The following is a 20,828-nucleotide window of genomic DNA, read 5'->3' as shown; positions in this document are numbered from 1 at the left end:
TTGGTGGGCAGCGTCCCATCGGGGCCGATGAGACGAGAGGCGCCACCTCTTTCAGCTTTGGGTAACGAGCGGAGCACGCTACTGCCGGCGACGTTCCAGTCGAAAAACATGAGGAGCCTAGTCGGAAGCTTCTACTCTTGCCGGGCTCGTTACTTTAGACCTGCTCGAGTTCACGGGTGTGGTCTCGAAGTGATTTCAACTTAGCCGCCCACCACCCCCTAGACCAAGACAGCCCGAAATCACCCACGCGACGGCCCGCTAAGTAGTTATAAGTTGACAGGCGAGGTAAAGTTTCGCAGGAGCGTGAGGTGATCCATCGACCCTGGCATACGGAGAGCCTAGAATGGCATGCGCATTCCTGACAATGTCTCAGCTACAGTTTGAAGCAAGTGGCAAGCGCATCCTACAGGGTATCGACCTTAGCCTCGAAAAAGCACGAGTGTACGGGCTGGTCGGCCAAAACGGCAGCGGCAAGAGCACCCTTCTCAAGATCATGGCTCGTCAGGTCGTACCAACGTCAGGCGATCTTTCGCTACAGGGAGAGCCTGCGGCACGCTGGGCAAACAGGGCTTTCGCGCGCCAGGTGGCCTATATGCCGCAATTCACGCCCGCAACCGACGGCATGACGGTCAGCGAGCTGGTGGCGCTTGGCCGCTTCCCTTGGCATGGGACGCTTGGCCGCTTTACCAAGGCCGATCAGGAGCTTGTCGACAACGCGATCGAACGGACTGATCTTGAACGTTTCCGGGACAGTCTGGTAGCGAACATGTCCGGCGGTGAGCGCCAGCGCGCCTGGATCGCCATGATGCTTGCTCAAAACGCAAGCTGCCTGCTCCTCGATGAACCCACTTCGGCGCTTGATCTGCTTCACCAGGACGGGGTCCTCGCGCTTTTGCGCGAGCTTAGTCACGAGCGCGGTTTGACCATCGTGGTCGTCCTCCATGACATCAATCTCGCTGCGCGCTACTGCGACGAAATCATCGCTCTCAACGGCGGCCGGATTGCGGCGCAAGGCCGTCCCGCAGATATTGTTCAGTCGGAGGTCCTAAAGTCGGTGTTCGGCGTGGACATGGGCGTCTTCCCGCACCCGGTCAGCGACGTACCGATCAGCTACATGCTCTAACGGCAGGGCGATCATGAACGCTGAGCTTACCACGATTGGTGTCGCCTCGACATCGTTCCGGCCATCTCTATTCGTTCGCGCATTTCGTTGACATGCCATGGTCAAGCGGATCGACGGCGATGATTTGGCCGGGGAGAAATTCACGGCTCATCGCCGTAACCCTCGCCACGCGCCAGACGATCGACTTCCGCTTCAAGAAGCTCTAGATGCTTTGCTGGCATTTCCGACGCACGATGCACTGTGCGACTATCGCCGCCGCTGCGTAGACGCTCGTAGTGATCGTAGCTCATAAGGACAAACCGCGGTTTCCGGTGTTTGGTGAGCACAACCGGCTCGCGGCTCGCTGCATCGGTGACGTTACCGATCAGCTTATTGAGGTCACCCGTTGTGAACTGGCGCATGAACGAACTCCGATTGGGATTTTCAGAATATCCAGATTCTCTATTTTTGCAGGAACAAGCGTTTAAGCGCATCCTTTTTGCATCAGCTAGTAATGCCGTGCGGGTGCACCTTTCCTTCCTCCGGCCCGTCCCGACGATTGGGACGAGCACGGAGAGAAAGAGCAGTCCGCCGGCCTGCTTTCCGACGACCATGACCCCGACGGGCGTGTCCGATGCTGACATTTTCTAGTCAAGGGCCCGACTATCATCTTGGCCGTGGTGCTCACGGTGGAGACGACCGTTTGTCTGCTCATTCGTCGTCGTCTTGTGTAGTACACAACCGGTGAGGTAGAGCTTTGCCGTCCCAGGCGCGATGGCGCAGGATGTTTGCAATGGAGAGTTTGATCGCTATGAACGATGATGCCGTGCCGGAAATTTATGCAATAGCCGATATTCACGGTCGTGTCGATCTTCTCGAAGTCCTGTTGTCTCACATCGCTGTCTCGGCCAATAAGAGCTCCACGAAGCCGATTGTGATATTCTTGGGTGATTTGATCGATCGCGGCCCTCGCAGTCCGAAGGTGCTTGATCTCGTCGCTTCGACGCTTGACCTTTATCCCGGTTCGTCACTCGTCCTGGGCAATCACGATTTCTACCTCCGCTCGTTGCTCCGCGAGGAACTGTCTCCCGAAGATGCTGTGAACTGGATGGACTGGGGCGGGATGGCGACCGTCAATGCCTATTCGAGGCGTCCGGTTCCAGATTTCAAGGGTATTGCTGCAGACGTTCGCGAGGCCTTCCCCCATCATGCGGCCCTTCTTGATAGTGCGCTGACCTACAGGGAGATTGGACGATATTGTTTTGTCCATGCTGGCGTCCGTCCCGGGGTTCCTCTGTCCGCACAGACCGATTACGACTTGCGATGGATCAGGGCAGGGTTCCTCGACCACGTGAACCCTTTCGATCATGTCGTCGTGCATGGCCACACGATCACAAGCTCGCTGCGCCCTGAAGTTTACGACAATCGCATTGCCGTCGATACCGCAGCATACCGAACCGGACGTCTGAGCGCGGCGGTGATCCGGAAGGACGCGCTGTCGCATTTCATTTGTACGAAGCTTGATCTGGGAGGCGATATCACAATCGAAGAATGGGGTACTGAGGACATGACCTCGCGCACGTTGGAAGTCGGGTAACCACTTGAAGGTTATTGCAGCGTGCTGGTTGACAGCGGAACGATATAGGCCTGTCCCCAAATAGGGTGCAAATGCGCAGAATGGCAGTAATCTCCGCTTTTATGGGGATATCGTTGCCGTGAATCTTCGCATCCCCACTACCGCGCGGGCATTTCGAGCGATAGTGGTCCCGGTTGAGGGTGAAGTTGAGACTATGAACCCGCTGAAATGGGCAGTTTCACGCGCAGCCCGCCGGCGACCTTGTGTGCGGAACGACATGCAATTCTGCCTTCGCGTGTCGCCGGTTTGGGGCCTTTCAAGACCAACAAATACGACGTATCCACTTACCATCGGACTTTTGGTCTTTATCAAATGGAATCAAAAGGCTTGCCTGCCATTGGCGCGGTCTTGGTAAAAAGCAAATCCTGATCCTGCCACTGCTCCTCGAAGCGTGCGACGGAGCGGCTGCTCACTTCAGGATCGAGTGCGCCGAGTTCCGCTGATATACCCTCCACAAGGCTGATGGCGGGAAGGATGGTCGCGAAGAACGAGGTGCTTTCCGCTGGCGCCAACAAAAGGTGATCGGCGGTCTCTGCCAATGCATCGACGGCCGCATCGGTAATAACGCAAGTTGTCGCGCCCTTCGCCTTGGCTTGCCGGGCCGCCTTGATCGCCGAGTTATATAGGCGCCAGAAGGTGATTATGATCACCACGTCGCCTTCTTTCACATCTCCCAGCGCGTTCGCGATCGTCACTCCATCGGTCGCCAGTTCCATGCGATAACCACAGAGCGTCGAATGGTGCGCAAGAATGTTGGCAATCGACTCGAAACTTCCCGATCCAAGTACGATTCGTCGCTTTGCACCTGCAATAATTTTTGCAACGTCGCGGACCGATTGCCGGTCGGTCCGCCGGCGCAGCGCTGTTAGTTGCTCGATCTGTCGGTTCACCGCCGCGTCAAACGGACGGTCGTTGCCGGTCTCCTGCTGGTGAACGACGCTGACCTCCGGTGCGGAGAGCTTGCTCATGAAACGGGCGCGAATTTCCTGGCGCAGGTCCGGCCACCCAGAAAAACCAAGGCTTTGCGCGGTTCGCGTGATTGTCGCCACGTTGACTTCGGCCTTCTTTGCAAGCTCTGCCGCTGAGGCAAAGGAGGCATGTCGAGGGTCATTTATCACTGCCTGGACGACCTCGTGGGCCGCAGGCGTTAAGCCGTATTTTTCATCGAGGTTGCGAAGCCAGTCCTCAAGAGATTCCGCAAAATCGTCTGCAGCGTTTTTTGCGTATTGCATATTTGTTTCACCTCATGCAAAAAATATTGCGTGATATTACAGCTCTACCCGGTCCGCTGCACCTGCGGACCGCGGTCATACCATATGTTGGGGAACAAAAATGTCGAATACCGCTGCACGACTTGAAAGGCTGCCCGTCGGCCGTTTCCAGTACAAGCTGCTCATGATGGGCGGCCTTGGCTACATGTTTGAAGCCTGGGACGCCGGCATCATCGCCTTCCTCCTGCCCGCGCTACGCGTGCAATGGCAGCTGACCAGTCTCCAGGTCGGTTATCTGGCCAGCAGCACGTATGTCGGATTTCTGATTGGCGCGCTGATCGCGGGCGCAATCGGCGACCGATACGGTCGGAAGAACGTCATGCTATGGGCGCTCGTACTCTTTTGCCTGGCGAGCCTTGCGGGCGCAGCCGTCAACGACTGGCACCAGTTTTTCGCACTGCGGGTGATCGGCGGTATCGGCATGGGCGCGGAAGCCGCCATCATCGCACCGTTCCTGTCCGAATTCGTCGGTGCCAAGTATCGTGGACGGTTTACTGCTTCGCTCGCCGCATTCTTTTCCTTCGGCTTCGTGGTTTCCGCCGTTCTAGGCTACCTCCTTGTGCCGGCTTCTGATGACGGATGGCGTTATGCCTTGGTCGTGACGGCGATGCCGGTGGTGATAGTTCTATGGTGGCGTCGCGGCCTAACCGAATCTCCCCGTTGGCTGGAGAACCAGGGGCGTCATGAAGAGGCAAACGCGATCGTGACAGCGATCGAACGGGACTATGTCGCCCGAGGCGTTTCCCTGCCTCCGGTTGCTCCGGCGCCAAAGGTTGTCGCGACCCCCAACACCTCGCTTATCGCCAATTTCAAGGTCCTGCTTTCGCCGCGCTTTCTGCGCATCACAATCATGACCTGGCTTTTGTGGGTTTCTGTTACGTTCAGCATCTACGCATTCATGACCTGGATCCCAAGCCTGCTTGTTGAGCGCGGCATGACGATGACCAAGAGCTTTTCGTTCTCGATTCTGATTTTTGCCGCCCAGATCCCGGGCTATTTCACCGCCGCGTGGTTTTGCGAAAAAATCGGCCGTCCATATACGATCGTCCTCTACATGGCGCTCGCCGCCGTCTCGGCTCTTTCATTGGCATTCGCGACCGGTGACATGCAGGTCATCGTCCTCGCCATGACCCTGTCCTTCTTTATCAACGGTGTCGCCGCCGGCGAATATGCCTATACGCCTGAAGTGTTCCCGACCCGCATTCGTGCGACCGGTGTCGGGACGGCCTCGGCCATCGGACGCATCGGTGGCATCGCAGCGCCGATCCTGGTCGGCGCCGTCTACCCGATCGGCGGGTTCGCCGGCGTATTCGGTATGACGACGGTGATCCTCTTCGTCGGAGCGCTGTCCGTTCTCCTCCTCGGTATCCCGACGAAGAACCGCTCGCTGGAGGAAATCGAGGCTGAAGAATTCGCCCCGACCGGCAACTGAGCCGGACCACGTTCAATCCAGCTTCCGGGAGCGGCGGTGTCCGCTCCCGCTATTGCAAAGGATAGCTGCAATGCATCATGAAACGCGCCTTTACCAGGCTATGCAAAAGCTGAACCAGCCTGCACCCTTTTTTCAGGAACTGGACGCCCTGCTGCACGAGGAAGTCGGCTATGTCCTCTTCACCCTGCTTGCCGTCGATGGCGCCGAGGTCGTGCGCATCTATTCGTCGGATACCGAGCATTATCCGGTATCCGGCCGAAAGCCGATGACCGATACGCCATGGGGTCGCCATGTCATCGGTGAAAAGAAGAGCTTTCTCGGCAAGGACATGGACAGCCTGAAATGGGCCTTTTTTGATCATGAACTGATTGCAAGCCTTGGGGGCGGTACGCAGATCAACGTGCCGGTCGTATTCGACGGCGCCTGTATCGGAACGATCAATCTCACCCATCGTGAAGGCGTCTACGACGAAACTCATCTGGCGCGTGCAGAAGCATTCGCGCCTTGGCTCGTGCCTTACTTCCTCCAGGCTGCCCGGCAGGCTTGAGGTGGCGTCGCCCCAACACCCTTTGAATTTCTATTGAAGGCTTCTACCATGACAATAATTCTCCTGAAAAATGCCCGTGTGGTCGATGGATCTCAGGACACGCCGACCGATCCGGTCGACATCCTTATTCGCGACGACCTGATCGCAGAGGTCGGCAACGGCCTGAGCGAGGAGGCCGATACTGTGATCGATCTTGCGGGCAAGACGGTAATGCCGGGTCTGATCGACGGCCATGTCCACGTGATCGCCACCATGCTCGATCTCGGCGCCAATGCCGATCTTCCCAATTCGCTGGTGGCCCTGCGTTCAGCCAACATCCTGAAGGCGATGTTGATGCGCGGCTTTACAACTGTTCGCGATCTTGGCGGTGCGGATCATGGTCTCGTGGAAGCTCTGGAAGAGGGCGCGATCGTTGGGCCGCGCCTGATCATCTGTAGCAAGGCACTCTCACAAACGGGTGGCCATACGGACTATCGTGGCCGGTTCAATCGTCGCTCGATCGAGCATTATCCGGATCAGCTTGGCGCGCTTGGTCGCGTCTGCGACGGTGTGAACGAAGTCCGTCGCGCCTGCCGCGAGGAAATAAAGGGTGGCGCGCAGTTCATCAAGCTGATGGCCAATGGCGGGGTCTCTTCGCCGACCGACCCGATTGCCAATCTCGGATTCTCCCGCGAGGAGTTGCTGGCCGCCGTAGAGGAAGCAGAAAACGCCCAGACCTACGTGGCTGCCCACCTCTATACGGACGCTGCCATCCGTCGTGCCATTGAATGCGGCGTGAAATCTATCGAGCACGGCAACCTGATCACGCCGGAGACAGCAAAACTGGCCAAGGAACACGGTGCATTCGTCGTGCCAACCAATATTGTTTATGACCGTCTGGCCAAGGATGGCGCATCACTTGGGCTTCCACCGGTGTCCGTCGCTAAGATCGAGGACGTACGCAGTGCCGGCTTCAACGCATTGAAAGTTCTTCAGGAGGTGGGAGTGACGATGATTTACGGCACCGACCTCCTCGGTGAAATGCATGAACATCAGTCGGAGGAGTTTGTGCTGAGAGGAGAACATCTGCCGGCAGTAGATGTTATCCGCTCCGCAACTCTGGATGCAGCAAAGGCGCTCGGATACGAGGGTAAACTTGGAGCCGTTACGGCCGGCGCCTTCGCCGATTTGATCGTCGTTAACGGCAATCCGCTCGAAGACCTGTCGCTGTTGACGGGCCAGGGTCGTCACATGCCGCTTATCATCAAAGGCGGCCAGATCGTCAAAGACCAATTGTAACGAGCAATGCGCTGCGCATGCTGTCGTGCGCAGTGCGGTCGGCCTAGTTGGAAACGACGGGGCCGGCCGAAATTCAACTTTATCTTCTCCCGCGGTCGTCAGCTGTAAGCTCGAGGAGGTTCACGAATTTCATTGTGCCACCGGGAGCCACGGCCTTCCGCACAGGCCGATCTAACCAAAATCTGGCGCCCCGTTCCACGCGATCTGAACAACAGGGGGCATGCCACGGACCGAATTGCCGTGACGGACGACGCCATTATCGCGCAAGGTGACGTCGACCATAATCAGGAAGATCCTCATTGAAGAAGCATCGGCCTGCTCTGAATTTGTCATCGACGACAACGTTCTTACCGCGAGTTAGCCTTGCCTTTCGCCTTCGCTAACGCCTCTATCATCACAACTAGTTGTGCTAGATCTTGCTCATGCAAGGCCTTTAGCGCCGACGAGATACGCTCTTGAAAAACCTCTTCCACACTCCGAACTCGTTCCTCACCACGAAGTCCCAGTAGTTCGTCGACGGATGTCTCTAAGATTGTTGCAATTCGGACGAGTGTTGCGAGATCGGGCTCGCGCACACCGTTGACGTAGTTCCCATACCTTCGGTCGCTCAGGCCGGCGCGTCTGGCTACTTCAGCATTTGTAATGCCGAGCTGTTCGGCACGTCTTTTAAGATTCGTCGAAAATGGGTCCATACCACATTTTGTTCATGACAAACCAAACGGGTCTATGTACAATACGTGGTATTATATGTGAACGTTATGTGGTGTTCCGGATATGGAATTGCGCCAACTCTCCTATTTCAAAGCAGTGGCCGAGGAACTGCACTTCGGCAGGGCGGCAGCCAAGATGCGGATTGCCCAGCCAGCGCTGAGCAATCATGTCATGTCGCTGGAACGGGAGCTTGGCTGTGCCCTGTTCATCCGCTCGACCAGGCGGGTCGAACTGACCAGGGCAGGGGAAACCTTCTACGATCGCTGTGTCCGCATCCTCAGCGAGGTCGAGCTCGGCACCGAGCTGACGAGGGCTGCCGGCGGCAGCCGCATCCGCCAAATCAGGATCGGCACCGTCTATCCCGCCACCATTGGCATGCTGCCGACGTTCCTGTCGAAGATCGCCCGCAAGTTCCCCGATGTCCGTATCCATATCTCGTCGGGTAACACCGGCGACATCATCCGCAATTTGGAGAGTGGCCAGATCAATCTCGGCTTCATCCGCCCGGTCGAGAACATCGGCTCGCTGCGCTTCTTCTCGATTGCCCATGAACGCTACTATCTGGCCGTTGGCCATTCCAATCCGCTGGCAAAGCGTGATGACATCACCATCGATGATCTGCGCGACCAGAAGATTATCGCCTTCAACCGGCAGAACCTGTCGTTCACGGAGCGCTACTTCAATGAGAAGTTCGAGGAATACGACCTGACCAAGAACATCGCCTATTCCTGTGACGACACCTGGTCTTTGGTATCCCTGGTCTCGGCCGGTCTTGGCATCGGCTTTGCGCCGGAATGGACGCTTGAGCTTCCAAACCGTGCATTCGAGCTCAAGAAGGTGAGGGGGATCGACTTCCGGATCGGCCTTGGCGTTGCCTGGAATAGGGAGGACCCAACCGCCTCGCGCGATGACATTGTTGATATCGCACGGTCTTTGGCTAGGCCGGGGCGCGGAATAGTGGACAAAGTTCCACCGACCGTCACAGCCGGCCGATAGGACGTTAACCTTTGCGATCTCACAACTCGCGAAATGGCAAGGTTACGGACGCTGTCTGTTTGGCGTTTGAAAGCGGCTGCATACGCCGGAAGGACGGCGTTTGATAGCGCGCACTAAGTTCATGATTTTGTTAGGCAAAGTTCACTACCTATCGATAACCGATCATTATCGATGGTGAGAACGTCGCTCAAAATTCGCCGCCATGACGGAAGGTAAATGTGATATCGCTTCTGATTAATAGAGTGTTTACCATGATTCCAATGGGTTACGATATTCATGATCCCGATGTAGAAGTCGGCACCGAGTGTGAAGCCTCCTTGATGCTTAGGCCTCGGTTCATGGCCGCAACCTTTTGACGCGATCGTAGTGACATCGCTTTCGACAGGCGAGCTCACAGGGATCTCAGGGATCCGCCATGATCACATTTCAACCCGGATTGCCCGCTCCCCCCTTTATCGGCACAATTTCCTGCGTTACACTTGTAACGGGAAATGGGGAATTCATGAGTGCCTACCGCTAGTTCTATTACTCTCAAGGAGACGCTTGATCTTCTTGACGGGCCGTTTTCGGCCGTCAAATCCGGTGTCGCCCAAGGCTCATACGCTTTCTGGCTTGGATCGGGCATCTCGCGGGATCGGGTCATTGGCCTCGACGGCATCCTGTCGAAACTCATCGAGTTTCTGCGGCAACATGCCACCGAGGATGTCGGTTGCCGTTTCAAAGATGCGCTCATGCGGGTCCTGAAGATGGCCGAGCCGACTGATTCAGACATGGAGACGATCGATATGGCTCGTCCGGCAACGGAATGGCCATGTCTGAAGGCGCTGATCTCGCGTCTCTGGAACAAATATTCAGAAGTTCTTTCCGTACCGGTTTCAGGGGAGGGGCAGGATTTTCTGCTGTGGGACGCTCTCGACTTTCCGGTGACATTTGGCAATCAGCTTCCAGACGTCGAGCACCTCGCGATCGCGATGCTTGCCCTCGAAGGATCCGTTGGCAGCGTGGCAACAGCTAACTGGGACGGTCTTTTGGAAGCGGCCATCAGAGACCTCGGATACGACCCTCGGACTTTCTTTCAAATTACCGTCGATGGTGACGATCTGCGCGGTCCGCCCGCCGCCGGGATCGTTTACAAGTTTCACGGTTGCGCGTTGCGCGCAATCGAAGATGAGAACCACTATCGCAAACTGTTGATTGCGAGGAGCGCGCAGATAGTCCAATGGATGAACAATGACACGTTCAAGATCGTTCGTGACCAGCTTTTGGCGCTGATTCAACGTCGCCAGACACTGATGATCGGTTTGTCGGCACAGGACGTTAATATTCAGAACCTCTTTGCGAAGATTGGCGCGCACAAGGGGTGGAAATGGGACTCCGTGCTGCTTGAACAGGAAACGGACGACCCGCTAACCAGCCAACTCTTGAATGCCGCTCCCCTCGGCAAGGAGGCGGTCGAGAACGTCCTCAGAGAGAACATTTCCGCGCCCGTGGAGAGCGCACTGACGAAGGCTCTGTCAGATGCCCGCTAGGTTAAAGACGCTCGTAATCGAGAATTTTAGAAGCCTGCGCGGTAAGGTCGTCATCCCCCTCGACGCACAGGTCGTGCTCGTTCATGGGTCTAACGGGATGGGCAAGACGAGCGTACTCTCGGCAATCGAACTCGGACTGACCGGCAAGATCAACCATCTCTCCAATAGCGGTAGCCGCTATCAGACGTATCTTACCAATCTCGGCACCGAGGGTGGTTCGATCGAATTGACGACATCAGAGCTGTTGAGTCCGAATGCGCGGGCAAGCGGCAAGCTGCAATTTAGCGACGAGACGTTTTCACCGGAACCGCTTCTTTCGGGGGAGGATGCGCGATTCTTTGCCGAGAGGGCCTACCTGCCGCAAGCGACACTCGGCCGCCTTCTCGAAATTTACGATGCCCGCAAAACCAATACATCGTCGCCTCTGACGCAATTCGTCAAGGAACTGCTGGGCCTAGATCCACTCGATGCGCTCGTCGACGGGCTTTTTCCAGTGTTCAATGTCACTCGTATCCGAAGCCTCGTGCCAGATTTTCGGCGCATAGAGACACAGAAGGCCGGCGTCGGCGAAGATTTAAAATCGAACGTAGTTCTGAGCGAAACCAGACGGACCGCAGCGCGGACCCGAGAACAGACCATAAATGCCCTGCTACAGGACATCCTGCCCGGCGAGAAACATTCGATCAGCCAAGCCACGATCGGCGACATTGCGTCGCGGCTTGCCGGAGCTCGTGACGAAGACCATTCTCTGGCAGAACTAACCCGCCAACGTTCAGAACTGAATTCGATTAGCTTGCGCTGGCAGGCGCTACCCGAAGGCCCAGCCCGCGACCGGGCAGAGCGGGAGCGTCTCGAAGCGGTTTCGGCGACAGAACTCGCTGCCTGGCGTGACAGCAATGGCGCGGTGATCCAGTCGTTGCTGGCGGATTTGAAGGCCGATTTTCCGGATCTCCCCGAGTTCGATGCCGATCCCGAATCCTCAGTTGAGGCGGCGCGGCGCTCGGCGGCAGGAGAAGCCGAGCGCTCGCGGAACCTGCTTGCAAGCGGACTGGCCGCCAGCCAGCGCCTCGAGACGATCGACGCAACGATCCAGCGGGCCACGGCCCGCCTTGGCGAAATTGATCTTGCCCTATCGGCAGGGGCGCAGGATGCACGTGCACTCGCCAATGCTCTTGCTGGTATCGCTCCGCATGTCGACGGCGACATCTGCCCGGTCTGCGAACGAAATTACAGCGAACACTCATCCGAGCCGCTCACACTCCACATTGCCGCAAGAATTGCCGCGCTGACTAGCGAAGCCGGCCGACTGCAGGCGTTTGCGACTGAACGGGCGAATGAGACAGGCCGCCTCACAACCGCGCAGCGCGAACGCTTAAGCGTTGAGCAACAGCTCCTCTCCGCCGAGGATCAAGCGGACTTCGCCAATCGCGCCGCAAGGATGGAGGAAATTGTTCAGCGGCTCGACATGCTGAAGGAAAGCGCCGCGGAAGGCGCACGATTGACGCGGGCAGCGTCGACAGCTCGCGATTATGCAGCCCTTGCCCGGCGGCAGGACGAACTCTCGGCCTCGATTGTCCCCGACGTTCACTCGCTCCTCGGATGGGTGACTGGCGCGGCCCCCATGATTTCGGAGAGCATCGACGAGGCGTTGCCGCGAGCAATGACAATCGTGGATCAACGCATTGAGGCTGCCGAAGCGTTGGTATCTAAACGCGTGCTGGCACTATCTGAAATCGGGCTCTATGAGGAAGACCTTCGAGTTCTCGCGCAATTGGCGCAGCGCCGCGAACAGTTGTTGGCAGAAGAACGCGATCTAGAGGCGGCAATCGCCAAAGTCGACGACGTCAGAAGCGGCGCAAAAGTGATTTCAGATGCCGCTGAAAAAGCACGCGCCAAGATCATCAAATCGGTCTTCAACAACACGTTGAACAAGCTCTGGCGCGACCTCTTCGTGCGACTTGCTCCATCGGAACAGTTCGTGCCGATGTTCAAACTTCCGGCGAGTGACAAAGACAAAGTCGAAGCTGTTCTTGAAACCATCCATCGATCTGGACAGTCGTCGGGATCGCCGGGCGCGATGCTCAGCCAGGGCAATCTGAATACTGCCGCCCTGACCCTGTTCCTTGCGCTGCACCTGTCGGTTCCTGCCCGCATGCCGTGGCTAGTGCTCGATGATCCGGTACAGTCCATGGATGACGTCCACATCGCCCAGTTCGCTGCCTTGCTCAGAACATTGTCGAAAGGACACGGTAAACAGCTTGTGGTCGCCGTTCATGAGAGGGCGCTCTTCGACTATCTTACCCTCGAACTCAGCCCATCCTACCCCGGCGACAGTCTGATCGCGGTCGAGATCACACGTAATTTCAATGGCGCGGCGGTGGCAACACCAAGGGTCATCCATTATGAGCCTGATAAAGCGATTGCAGCCTGACACCGTGTGTAGCAACCCCAGAGAGACCGCGATCATTGAATCCGTTCGAGGCGGGGCATAAGTGGCCCTCACATTGCGCTCGTTTCGCTAAGTGGACCACTGAGTGACTGCCGTGCGCCTGTTCACGATCGCCCTGTGGAAGGCGATCGCGACCAACCAGCCTGCACGTTAACGTAGCTTTCTGGATAGGCAGGTTGGTCGCAAGCCACTTACGTTTCCGTGTCTGGTGAGGCTCCATGCTGAGCATAGGCGTCTAGCATCATTTGCGTATACTCACTCGTGCTCGCGGTTCCCTCGCCCAGTCCTGGCCAGGCAAAAGGTATTGTCGACCACATCGATTCAAATTCAACCTCAAGTCCCAGTTGCGCCGCCACAATCAAAGCTTTAATGGGCTCCTTGTCCTGCGGCCACAAATCCTCCTCAAGTGCGATACAGACGTCATTTTCGTCATCGACGTTGATCTCAGCCCGAAGAGCGCCAAGCTTTTCACTGATGTTTGTAGCGTCCTCGAGCAAAGCACTGCGAATGAGAAGAATAATCTTCTCTTCATTCAGGTCGAGCCTTGGCTTGTCATCAACAACACAAAAATCGGCCTCGGCTCTATCCACGGCTCCGTTAGTTTTCATAGGCCTAAGAGACTCGCCCCCTTCTTCGCACCAGAACGCCGTGTCAAAGATGTCGAGAGGAGATGCCCCGCACGCCGGGCAATGCCAGAGGCTTTGAGCGATCTGAGCGCCGGTGATCTTTCCATTGCAATGCAAGCAAAACCACACGTCTGAATCGCTGCCCCATAGCGGGTGGCGAACCACCCCGTCGAGGTCAGGCTTTGTGGAGCGTCGGGGCCAATTGGTGGAGATTTCTCCACGCACCTGGATAGCCCGCTCTCTCGCCAGACTAAGTGCTTCCTGGAGGAATTCCGGGTCAAACACCGGACACCTCCCATCATTTTCAGTAGATGTCTCGACAATCGGTGCTGCGCCAAGGTTCTCAGGCACCTTAATACTCCATCCGTCTCCCGCCACAACGACGTCGTGAAAAATTACCTGAAGGCGGTATGCATGATCTCCAATCGTGCCATGTTCGGCCTGTTCGAGATATGCAAACCGGCGGGTCAATATTTCGGGATGGCCAGTCCGAAAATCTGCCGCCGGAAGAGCATGTGCCACGAAGGCTTCGATGCTTGCCATCTGGTCGGAATCAGGCATCCACTCATTCTTGCAAGCGGAGACGAGTTTGATCCAGTTGGCGAAACCCAGTTTTCCCGCAACCAAGTCAAGAGCCTGGTGTTGCGTGATCCTGTTGGCCCGCGCGTATCGTTTAGCAAGATGTTTGAGGCTGCTTAGTTTTCTTGTCTCGGTCATATCCATATCCTGAAATGATCCGACCATGTGCCCGCTAATGGTCAGACCATGCCTGTCGGCACGGAGTGACGCTTCAAAAATGGAACGCTGACATAGCTTTGCGTGGCGGGCACACCGGCCCGCGTTGTAGGGCCACGCTTTGTATGCCAAGTACGGCGATTACGGTCAAGCCGATCGGTATTTACCCACGGCGAATTGGCACGCGCAGCCAGCGACCGAATGGTTCTTCGTCGCCTTTAAAGCTGGGGTCAAGGCGACCCAAGATACCGCATCGCTCACCGAAGGCCGAAAACGCCGGCGGCCATCAAGTTGCTAGCGTCAACCGTGGTAGCAACAGGCCTTACCGGGCGCACCGTGTTGACTGGTGATCTCGTTTTAAATCACCAGCACGAAGCGCATAGGTGTCGATTGACAATCCCATATTTGGCGTCTTGCCTCGAAGTTCGTTTCTTTGCGCGGCGACAATCACGGTGAGCCGTCTCATCCTGATCGCCGCGCTATATTTCTTCAAGCACTTGACCCATCTGGGTAAGGCGTCGCCGGTTCAGATCTCTTCAAGGCGTATGATGCGGAGTGTGTCCAAATTGAAAGCGGTCGCAAACAATGACTTGCTGAAATTCAGCATCTCCCGGTCCACTCGTTCAGCCAAGTGGCAAGGCGACAGTCAAGAGTTGATCGCCCCACTGTGCATTGCGTCGCGATACGTACTACGGTAACGCGCTGGCGATTGGCCGAGGGCGCGGCGGAAGCTGGCCGCAAAAGCACTGTCGGACGCATAGCCGAGAGATTGAGCGATCTTTGGCAGCGGCTCGTTTCCACGCCTCAGCCGGGCGGCCGCAAGCCGCATCCGCCAGCCCGCTAGATAGTCTATCGGTGATGCTCCAACGATGGCGCGAAATCTTTCGGCGAATCCGGAGCGGGATTGGCCCGCAAGAGACGCCAGTGCCTCCACTGTCCATCGGTGCGACGGATCGGCGTGGATTGCCCGCATAGCCGGCGCCAGGCGGGCATCCGCAAGGCCGGCGAGCCAGCCGGGATGCTGCGATGTCTGCCGTGCCATATAGGCACGCAGCACATGGATGAAGACGAGCCGCAGCAGATCGTTGCAGGCGATGCGAGCACCTGGCGCGGTGCTGTTCCACTCCAGGTCAAGCTGTTCGTGCAGCCAGCCAATCGGTCCTGCCTCCTCGCGATCGACGACTACGATCGGCGGCAAGGCGTCAGTCAGGAGTGATCCGTCGACTGTGTCGAGGTTGACGCTGCCCCCGAGGAGAACGAAATCCCGACCATCGCCCACTGAAACATCGAGATTGCCCCCGGCAAATACCTCTGCCGCCGCTATCGGCTTCACGTTGAGATCGCTGCAAAGCGTAAACGCCTTGCCGCTAACCACAAGACAATCGCCAGCTTCAATGCGCAACGGTGCTTCTTCCTGCGGGATCAGCCAGGTACCGCCTTCGCGGATCGCGTTGAACTTGAGGTAGCCCGGTGGAGGAAAAGCAACAGACCACGAGCCGCCGGCCGCGAAACGCACGGAGAACAGCGCCCGCGCATCGATGGCGCTGAGCACGTCGGATAGGGGATCCTGGAGGTTTTGGACGATCACGACAGAAATCTGGATCCTGGAGGCTGGGGGCTCCAGCAACCTATCCGATATAAGGGAGGGACACCAGAGCCATAAATGAAGGAGCAACGACATGTCCGAACAAAAACCTATTGGATCTCGGTTCAGCGCATCTAGCACGGCGCGCGAGGTCATCGAGGGCATCGATCTTTCCGGCAAGACGGCGATTGTCACCGGCGGCTATTCCGGTCTCGGCGTCGAGACGACGCGGGCACTCGCTGGTGCCGGCGCTACTGTCATCGTACCAGCTCGCAATCGCGAAAAGGCCGAACGCACACTTGCCGGTATCGACAATGTTGTTATCGAAGCGATGGATCTCGCAGATCCCGCATCGGTTGCCGCCTTCGCTGGCAGGATCGTTGCGACGGGCATGCCGATCTCAATCCTGGTCAACAGCGCTGGCATCATGGCAACGCCGCTTGCCCGTGATGAGGCTGGGCACGAGAGCCAGTTTGCCACCAATCATCTCGGCCATTTCCGGCTGGTTGCAGGTCTGTGGCCTGTGCTGGTCAAAGCGGGCAACGCGCGGGTGATCTCTGTATCGTCGCGCGGCCACCAAATCGGGCCGGTCGATTTCGACGATATCGATTTCAGGACGCGCCCCTATGACAAGTGGCAGGCCTATGGACAGGCGAAGACGGCAAATGCTCTGTTCGCGCTGGCACTTGATCGCCGCGGAGCCGCGCTTGGCGTGCGGGCATTTTCGTTGCACCCGGGCGTTATCCTCACCGATCTCGCCCGCCATCTGAGCGAAGACGAGATCAATTCTTTCGATGTCTATGACGAGAATGGTAATCGCCGGGTTGATCCATCGCGCGATCTCAAAACGCCGGAACAGGGAGCAGCAACAAGCGTCTGGGCAGCAACGCGACCCGAACTCAACGGTATTGGCGGCGTCTACTGCGAAGATTGCGAAGTCGCCCTGCCGCAGGCAGAGACGGATGGGACCAGAGGCGTGGCCCCGTGGGCCATGGATCCACAGGCTGCTGAACGGCTCTGGCTGCTTTCTGAGCATTTAACCGGCTTGTCAGTAGGTGATCGTCGAGGCTGAGGCATATCGGCAGACTAGCGCTTTGCGATGTCGCCAGGCGAGGCCTTTGGGCAGTCGACGACCGGCTACATTATGGTCTGTCGGTATCGGGCAATGGTAAAGCAGCGGCTCACCTTCAGAAACCTAATGACGTGATCGATGCGATAATGCCTTCGGTCTTTGGGAGATGGCGACGCGGATGGTCGCATTGCCACTGGCCAGAACACCCTGTCGGACCTCGACGGCCCGGCAGGGAGGTGCCTATGCGTTGCGCTGGTAGCGCGATCAGGCCTTGGCCGCTACCGGAAGCCGGAACGGCGCTCCGAGACGGTTGAAGGCGTTCATCGCCGCGATCGTGATGGTCAGGTCGACGAGCTCCTTCGGTTCGAAGGCGGCTGCGGCCGCGGCATAAGCCTCGTCAGAGGCATGTGTCTGGCTGACATTCGTCACTTCCTCGGCCCAGGCAAGAGCGGCCCGTTCCTGATCGGTAAATAGATGAGGCACCTCGTCCCACACCGGCAGCAGCGTGATCTTGTCGATGGACATCGTCTTGCGCAGATCGCGGCTGTGCAGGTCGATGCAGTGGGCGCAACCATTGATCTGTGACACGCGCAGGAAGACGAGGTGGATCAACTCGTCCGGCAGGTTCGTCTTGGCTGTGACATAGTGGTGGACACCATAGAGCGCCTTTGCGCCCTCGGGCGCGACTTCGGACCAGTTCATGCGGGACATATTGTTTTCCTTTCTTGTGGACGCGGTTCTCCGTTCGCCGGTGAAACCGTCGTTGCGGTAGGTGAGGGGGTGGATGTGGTAGGTAGCGCTACGGCTTGCGCGGCGTCGTCAGGACGGTGTCGTCGGTATCGACGACGAAGACGGCGAGCAGCTTCGCCGGCTCGGTCTTGCTTGCATTGGCGCTGACGTCATGGCGGTCGCCTGGCAGCTCGGTGAAGTTCTGACCGGCGGTAAAAGTCTTCGTCTCGCCGCCGTTGACGGCGCTCTGGATCGCTCCCTCGAGAACCGTGGCGTAGATCAGCGCGGACTTCGCATGTGTGTGAGCGGAGCTGTACCCGCCCGGCCCGTATTCGACGAGCACGCCCTTGACGCTCTTGCCAGGAACGTCGGGCAGGGGATGCTCGTAGACGAGCGTCACCTTGGCGTCCTTCGTATCGTAGGCGAGTCCTGGCTTAGCGACATCGTGAGCGGACGCGGTGGCAAGGGTGGCCGCGAGTGCCGCAGCCGCATATGCAATGGTCTTCATGATGGTGAGTCCTTCTATGCCTTAAGCCATTCGGCGACCGTGACGCGGCCTTTGATGTAGTCTCCGCCGGGAACAAGAGAGCCTGCGACGACCGGGGCTCCGAAGTAGTCGACTGCTGCGTCGGCGGCCACAGGTCGGGCATCGCTCTTGGAGCCGAGATACGCCCGGATGAAGGATTCGAAGGTTGCCCGCTCCGGCCCGGCAAGATCCACCGTTCCGTTCCTCGGTTCGCCGAGCGCGGCCTCCACCAGGGCAGCGGCGACGTCGTCGGCAGCAATCGGCTGGAAGTTGATATCCGGCACATTCACCACGCCGTCGGCTGCATATGCGCCGGCCAGGGTTCCGATAAACTCGTGGAACTGCGTTGCTCGGACGATGGTATAGGCCTGGCCCGACGACGCGACGGCCTGCTCCTGCGCCAGCTTTCCTGCCATGTAAGGATTGGCCGCAAGCTGGTCGGCATTAACGATCGAGAGCGCGACGTGATGGCGCACGCCCGCGGCCCGCTCGGCGCTCGTCAAGTTCCGGCTCGACGTTCCAAAGAAGTCGGTGATCACGGCCTTGTCGAACGACATCATGTTCGACACGTCGATGACGGCGTCGGCGCCCGCGAGCGCATCGGCCAGTCCTTCTCCCGTATAGGCATTGATGCCGTTGCGGGAGCTGGCGACGACGGCCTCGTGGCCGGCATCCTGCAGCAGCTTCACTGCCTTCGAGCCGATCAGGCCCGTGCCGCCGATGACGACGACCTTCTTCATCTTAGTCATGGTGCTTGCTCCTATAACGGGGCTCGATTGCCCGTCTTGCGTTCGTGGAGTTCGAGGAAGGCGCATCCGCGGGCGGCGATACCGCCGTCGTCGTCTGCACCGAGGTCCGCCAGAAGGTCCGCGACGGATACCTTGGCGAGTTCTGCGCGGTAGGCCTTTTCGGCCCTCAGCATCGCGGCGTTGATCTGGCAGGGTTTTGTGAAATAGCGCTTCGGCAGAGGGTTCGGCCCTCGCTGCCGGATCTCGGCGCACCGGAAGGCAGGCGCCGGCCCTTCGACCGCGAGGACGATGTCGAGGAGGCTGATGTCTTTTGGCGCTTTCGCCAGCCGATAGCCACCCTTTGGACCTGGCGTCGTCGCAACGATGCCCGCGCCGGACAGCGCCTGCAGATGCTTCAGCAGATAGCTCGTCGACACGCCGTGGAGTTCGGCCAGTGCCGCGGCCGACAGCACGCCATCCTCGGACAACCCTGCCAGAAATGCCGTGCAGTGTATGGCCTGCTCGACGCCTTCGCTCAGTTTCATGTTGCATCTCCTAATCGTGGATATAAAATGTCTACGATTTAGATCGGTGTCAATCCCCGATCACGTAGAACGGTCGAAAATCGGAATATGAGATCAGAAAACGGAGTTTCGACGCCTTGGTGCCTCGCCATAGTCAGGACGCTCGCAGGAGCAGAACAACAACGAAGGACAACGAATGACCACCAAGCTCGCACTTTCCTCGACGCCGGAAGGCATCGTCCCAGCGCTTCTCGCCCATCTGAACTCGCTCGACGTCGAGACCATGCTCGGCTTCTACGACCCGGAAGGCTTGATCGTCGGCGCGGCGGGCGTCGTTCACGTCGGCAAGGAGGCGATCGGCAAGGAGCTTGCCAAGTACTTCAGCCTCGGCCTTCAGATGTCGATCACCCAGCGCCACCTGTTCGTCGCCGGCGACGTCGCGTATCTCATCCTCGACTGGTCCTATATCGGCACGGCGCGGGACGGCACGGAGATTAACATTGTCGCCACCGCGACCGACATCGCCCGCCGCGGGCCAGATGGCCTGTGGCGTTACCTGATCGACAACCCGTTTGGCTCGATGCAGAGGAGCGCGGCCTGATGACGGATGCCGCGGAAGTTATGACCCAAGCGACAGCGCTCGCATTCCGCGGCGTCGTCACGACGGGCGTCTACTGCCGGACCAACTGCATCTCGCGTCCGCCTCGGCCGGAGAACATGCGCCGGTTCGTCTGCGTGGCGGAGGCGGAGGCAGCCGGCTTCCGCCCTTGTCGGCGATGCCGCCCGAACGATGAGGAGTTCGCAAAGAGAAACACGGCCTTGGTCGCGGAGGCCTGCAGGCTGATCGACGCTGGAGACAGCTCGCCGACGGTGGCGGCTCTCGCGCATGCCTTGGGGATCAGCGAGGGGCACTTCCACCGGACGTTCCGCGCGCAGACAGGAGTGACCCCGCGAGCATACATTCAGGAGAAGCGGGCAGCCCTCTTACGAGAAGGACTACGGCCGGGAATATCAGTGACGGCGACCTTCTACGAGGCGGGATACGGCTCGAGCAGCCGGTTCTACGCGGTGTCCAATCGTGCTCTCGGGATGGCGCCTGCAGACTACCGCGCTGGCGGACGCGCGGAAACTCTCCGCTTCGCCCTCGGTCTGGCGTCTCTTGGCTCGATCCTCGTCGCGTCGAGCAAAAAGGGCGTCGTCGCGATCCTGATGGGGGATGATCCGGCTAGGACGTGGACTCGCAAACTGAATTGATCCAAATTCTTGTCGCAACGAGTTTCAGTGCAGCAAGGTAATTGTCAGGGCGGCGGTCGTAGCGCGTGGCCAAGCCCCGCATGTGTTTGATACGATTG

20 protein-coding genes and 1 pseudogene are annotated in these 20,828 nt (G+C 58.3%); 11 read left to right on the top strand and 10 right to left on the bottom strand.

The genetic code is table 11. From position 1 onward, the window contains the following. Positions 1-343 precede the first annotated feature (343 nt). Positions 344-1,123, top strand: coding sequence for an ABC transporter ATP-binding protein (locus JNB88_RS13085; RefSeq protein ID WP_220355815.1), 780 nt, complete (start codon positions 344-346; stop codon positions 1,121-1,123). Between the two features lie 140 nt (positions 1,124-1,263). On the opposite strand, the gene JNB88_RS13080 is transcribed toward JNB88_RS13085, so the two are convergent. Then, positions 1,264-1,524, bottom strand: a complete 261-nt coding sequence (locus JNB88_RS13080) for a type II toxin-antitoxin system prevent-host-death family antitoxin (RefSeq protein ID WP_220355814.1) — start codon at positions 1,522-1,524, stop codon at positions 1,264-1,266. Positions 1,525-1,895: 371 nt separating this feature from the next. On the opposite strand from JNB88_RS13080, the gene JNB88_RS13075 reads away from it, so the two are divergent. Then, on the top strand, positions 1,896-2,699 hold the full coding sequence (locus JNB88_RS13075; protein WP_223217182.1) for a metallophosphoesterase: 804 nt from the start codon (positions 1,896-1,898) through the stop codon (positions 2,697-2,699). Positions 2,700-3,046: 347 nt separating this feature from the next. On the opposite strand, the gene JNB88_RS13070 is transcribed toward JNB88_RS13075, so the two are convergent. Further along, positions 3,047-3,970 (bottom strand): MurR/RpiR family transcriptional regulator, encoded by a 924-nt coding sequence (locus tag JNB88_RS13070; protein WP_220355813.1) that lies wholly within the window; start codon positions 3,968-3,970, stop codon positions 3,047-3,049. A 100-nt stretch (positions 3,971-4,070) separates the two neighbouring features. Between JNB88_RS13070 and JNB88_RS13065 the strand changes: the two genes are divergently transcribed. From JNB88_RS13065 to JNB88_RS13055, 3 genes are all read left to right on the top strand, one after another. Further along, positions 4,071-5,441, top strand: coding sequence for an MFS transporter (locus JNB88_RS13065; protein WP_220355812.1), 1,371 nt, complete (start codon positions 4,071-4,073; stop codon positions 5,439-5,441). 70 nt (positions 5,442-5,511) lie between these two features. Next, a complete protein-coding gene (locus JNB88_RS13060; RefSeq protein ID WP_220355811.1) occupies positions 5,512-5,988 on the top strand; it encodes a GAF domain-containing protein in 477 nt (158 codons plus the stop codon). A 48-nt stretch (positions 5,989-6,036) separates the two neighbouring features. Then, positions 6,037-7,266: a metal-dependent hydrolase family protein gene (locus tag JNB88_RS13055; RefSeq protein WP_220355810.1), complete on the top strand. Its 1,230-nt coding sequence runs from the start codon at positions 6,037-6,039 to the stop codon at positions 7,264-7,266. Between the two features lie 347 nt (positions 7,267-7,613). On the opposite strand, the gene JNB88_RS13050 is transcribed toward JNB88_RS13055, so the two are convergent. After that, on the bottom strand, positions 7,614-7,958 hold the full coding sequence (locus JNB88_RS13050) for a helix-turn-helix domain-containing protein (protein ID WP_220355809.1): 345 nt from the start codon (positions 7,956-7,958) through the stop codon (positions 7,614-7,616). Between the two features lie 82 nt (positions 7,959-8,040). On the opposite strand from JNB88_RS13050, the gene JNB88_RS13045 reads away from it, so the two are divergent. From JNB88_RS13045 to JNB88_RS13035, 3 genes are all read left to right on the top strand, one after another. Then, positions 8,041-8,973, top strand: coding sequence for a LysR family transcriptional regulator (locus tag JNB88_RS13045; protein WP_220355808.1), 933 nt, complete (start codon positions 8,041-8,043; stop codon positions 8,971-8,973). A 506-nt stretch (positions 8,974-9,479) separates the two neighbouring features. Next, complete coding sequence (locus JNB88_RS34380; RefSeq protein WP_220355807.1) at positions 9,480-10,502, top strand: SIR2 family protein; 1,023 nt, start codon at positions 9,480-9,482, stop codon at positions 10,500-10,502. Further along, complete coding sequence (locus JNB88_RS13035; RefSeq protein WP_220355806.1) at positions 10,492-12,933, top strand: AAA family ATPase; 2,442 nt, start codon at positions 10,492-10,494, stop codon at positions 12,931-12,933. The genes JNB88_RS34380 and JNB88_RS13035 overlap by 11 nt, the downstream gene beginning before the upstream one ends. 209 nt (positions 12,934-13,142) lie before the next feature. Here JNB88_RS13035 and JNB88_RS33560 read toward each other — a convergent pair whose 3' ends face one another. Both JNB88_RS33560 and JNB88_RS13025 read right to left on the bottom strand, forming a co-directional pair. After that, entirely contained in the window at positions 13,143-14,294 is a 1,152-nt protein-coding gene (locus JNB88_RS33560) for a hypothetical protein (protein ID WP_223217181.1), read from the bottom strand. Positions 14,295-14,958: 664 nt separating this feature from the next. After that, the gene (locus JNB88_RS13025; RefSeq protein WP_220355805.1) at positions 14,959-15,900 is read right to left on the bottom strand and encodes an AraC family transcriptional regulator; all 942 of its coding nucleotides are present in this window, start codon (positions 15,898-15,900) and stop codon (positions 14,959-14,961) included. 91 nt (positions 15,901-15,991) lie between these two features. Between JNB88_RS13025 and JNB88_RS13020 the strand changes: the two genes are divergently transcribed. Beyond that, positions 15,992-16,969: an oxidoreductase gene (locus JNB88_RS13020; protein ID WP_220355804.1), complete on the top strand. Its 978-nt coding sequence runs from the start codon at positions 15,992-15,994 to the stop codon at positions 16,967-16,969. Between the two features lie 264 nt (positions 16,970-17,233). On the opposite strand, the gene JNB88_RS13015 is transcribed toward JNB88_RS13020, so the two are convergent. The 4 genes from JNB88_RS13015 to JNB88_RS13000 all read right to left on the bottom strand — a co-directional run bounded on the left by JNB88_RS13015 (position 17,234) and on the right by JNB88_RS13000 (position 19,497). After that, complete coding sequence (locus JNB88_RS13015; protein WP_220355803.1) at positions 17,234-17,680, bottom strand: carboxymuconolactone decarboxylase family protein; 447 nt, start codon at positions 17,678-17,680, stop codon at positions 17,234-17,236. Between the two features lie 88 nt (positions 17,681-17,768). Next, entirely contained in the window at positions 17,769-18,206 is a 438-nt protein-coding gene (locus JNB88_RS13010) for a cupin domain-containing protein (RefSeq protein WP_220355802.1), read from the bottom strand. A 14-nt stretch (positions 18,207-18,220) separates the two neighbouring features. After that, on the bottom strand, positions 18,221-18,973 hold the full coding sequence (locus JNB88_RS13005; protein ID WP_220355801.1) for an SDR family oxidoreductase: 753 nt from the start codon (positions 18,971-18,973) through the stop codon (positions 18,221-18,223). Positions 18,974-18,984: 11 nt separating this feature from the next. Further along, positions 18,985-19,497, bottom strand: coding sequence for an RrF2 family transcriptional regulator (locus tag JNB88_RS13000; RefSeq protein WP_220355800.1), 513 nt, complete (start codon positions 19,495-19,497; stop codon positions 18,985-18,987). A gap of 175 nt (positions 19,498-19,672) precedes the next feature. Between JNB88_RS13000 and JNB88_RS12995 the strand changes: the two genes are divergently transcribed. After that, a complete protein-coding gene (locus JNB88_RS12995; RefSeq protein ID WP_220355799.1) occupies positions 19,673-20,077 on the top strand; it encodes a YybH family protein in 405 nt (134 codons plus the stop codon). Continuing rightward, positions 20,077-20,730 carry a bifunctional transcriptional activator/DNA repair enzyme AdaA gene (locus JNB88_RS12990; RefSeq protein WP_220355798.1) on the top strand — a complete coding sequence of 218 codons (654 nt, stop codon included), beginning with the start codon at positions 20,077-20,079 and terminating at the stop codon, positions 20,728-20,730. The genes JNB88_RS12995 and JNB88_RS12990 overlap by 1 nt, the downstream gene beginning before the upstream one ends. Here the strand turns inward: JNB88_RS12990 and JNB88_RS12985 are convergent. After that, a pseudogene (locus JNB88_RS12985) lies at positions 20,702-20,828 on the bottom strand (IS5/IS1182 family transposase); the annotation flags it as partial. The gene JNB88_RS12990 and the pseudogene JNB88_RS12985 overlap by 29 nt on opposite strands.

Origin of the sequence: Rhizobium cauense (genome assembly GCF_019511525.1) — a bacterium.
Lineage (GTDB): Bacteria > Pseudomonadota > Alphaproteobacteria > Rhizobiales > Rhizobiaceae > Rhizobium > Rhizobium cauense.
This window is presented reverse-complemented; position numbering and strand designations above follow the sequence as displayed.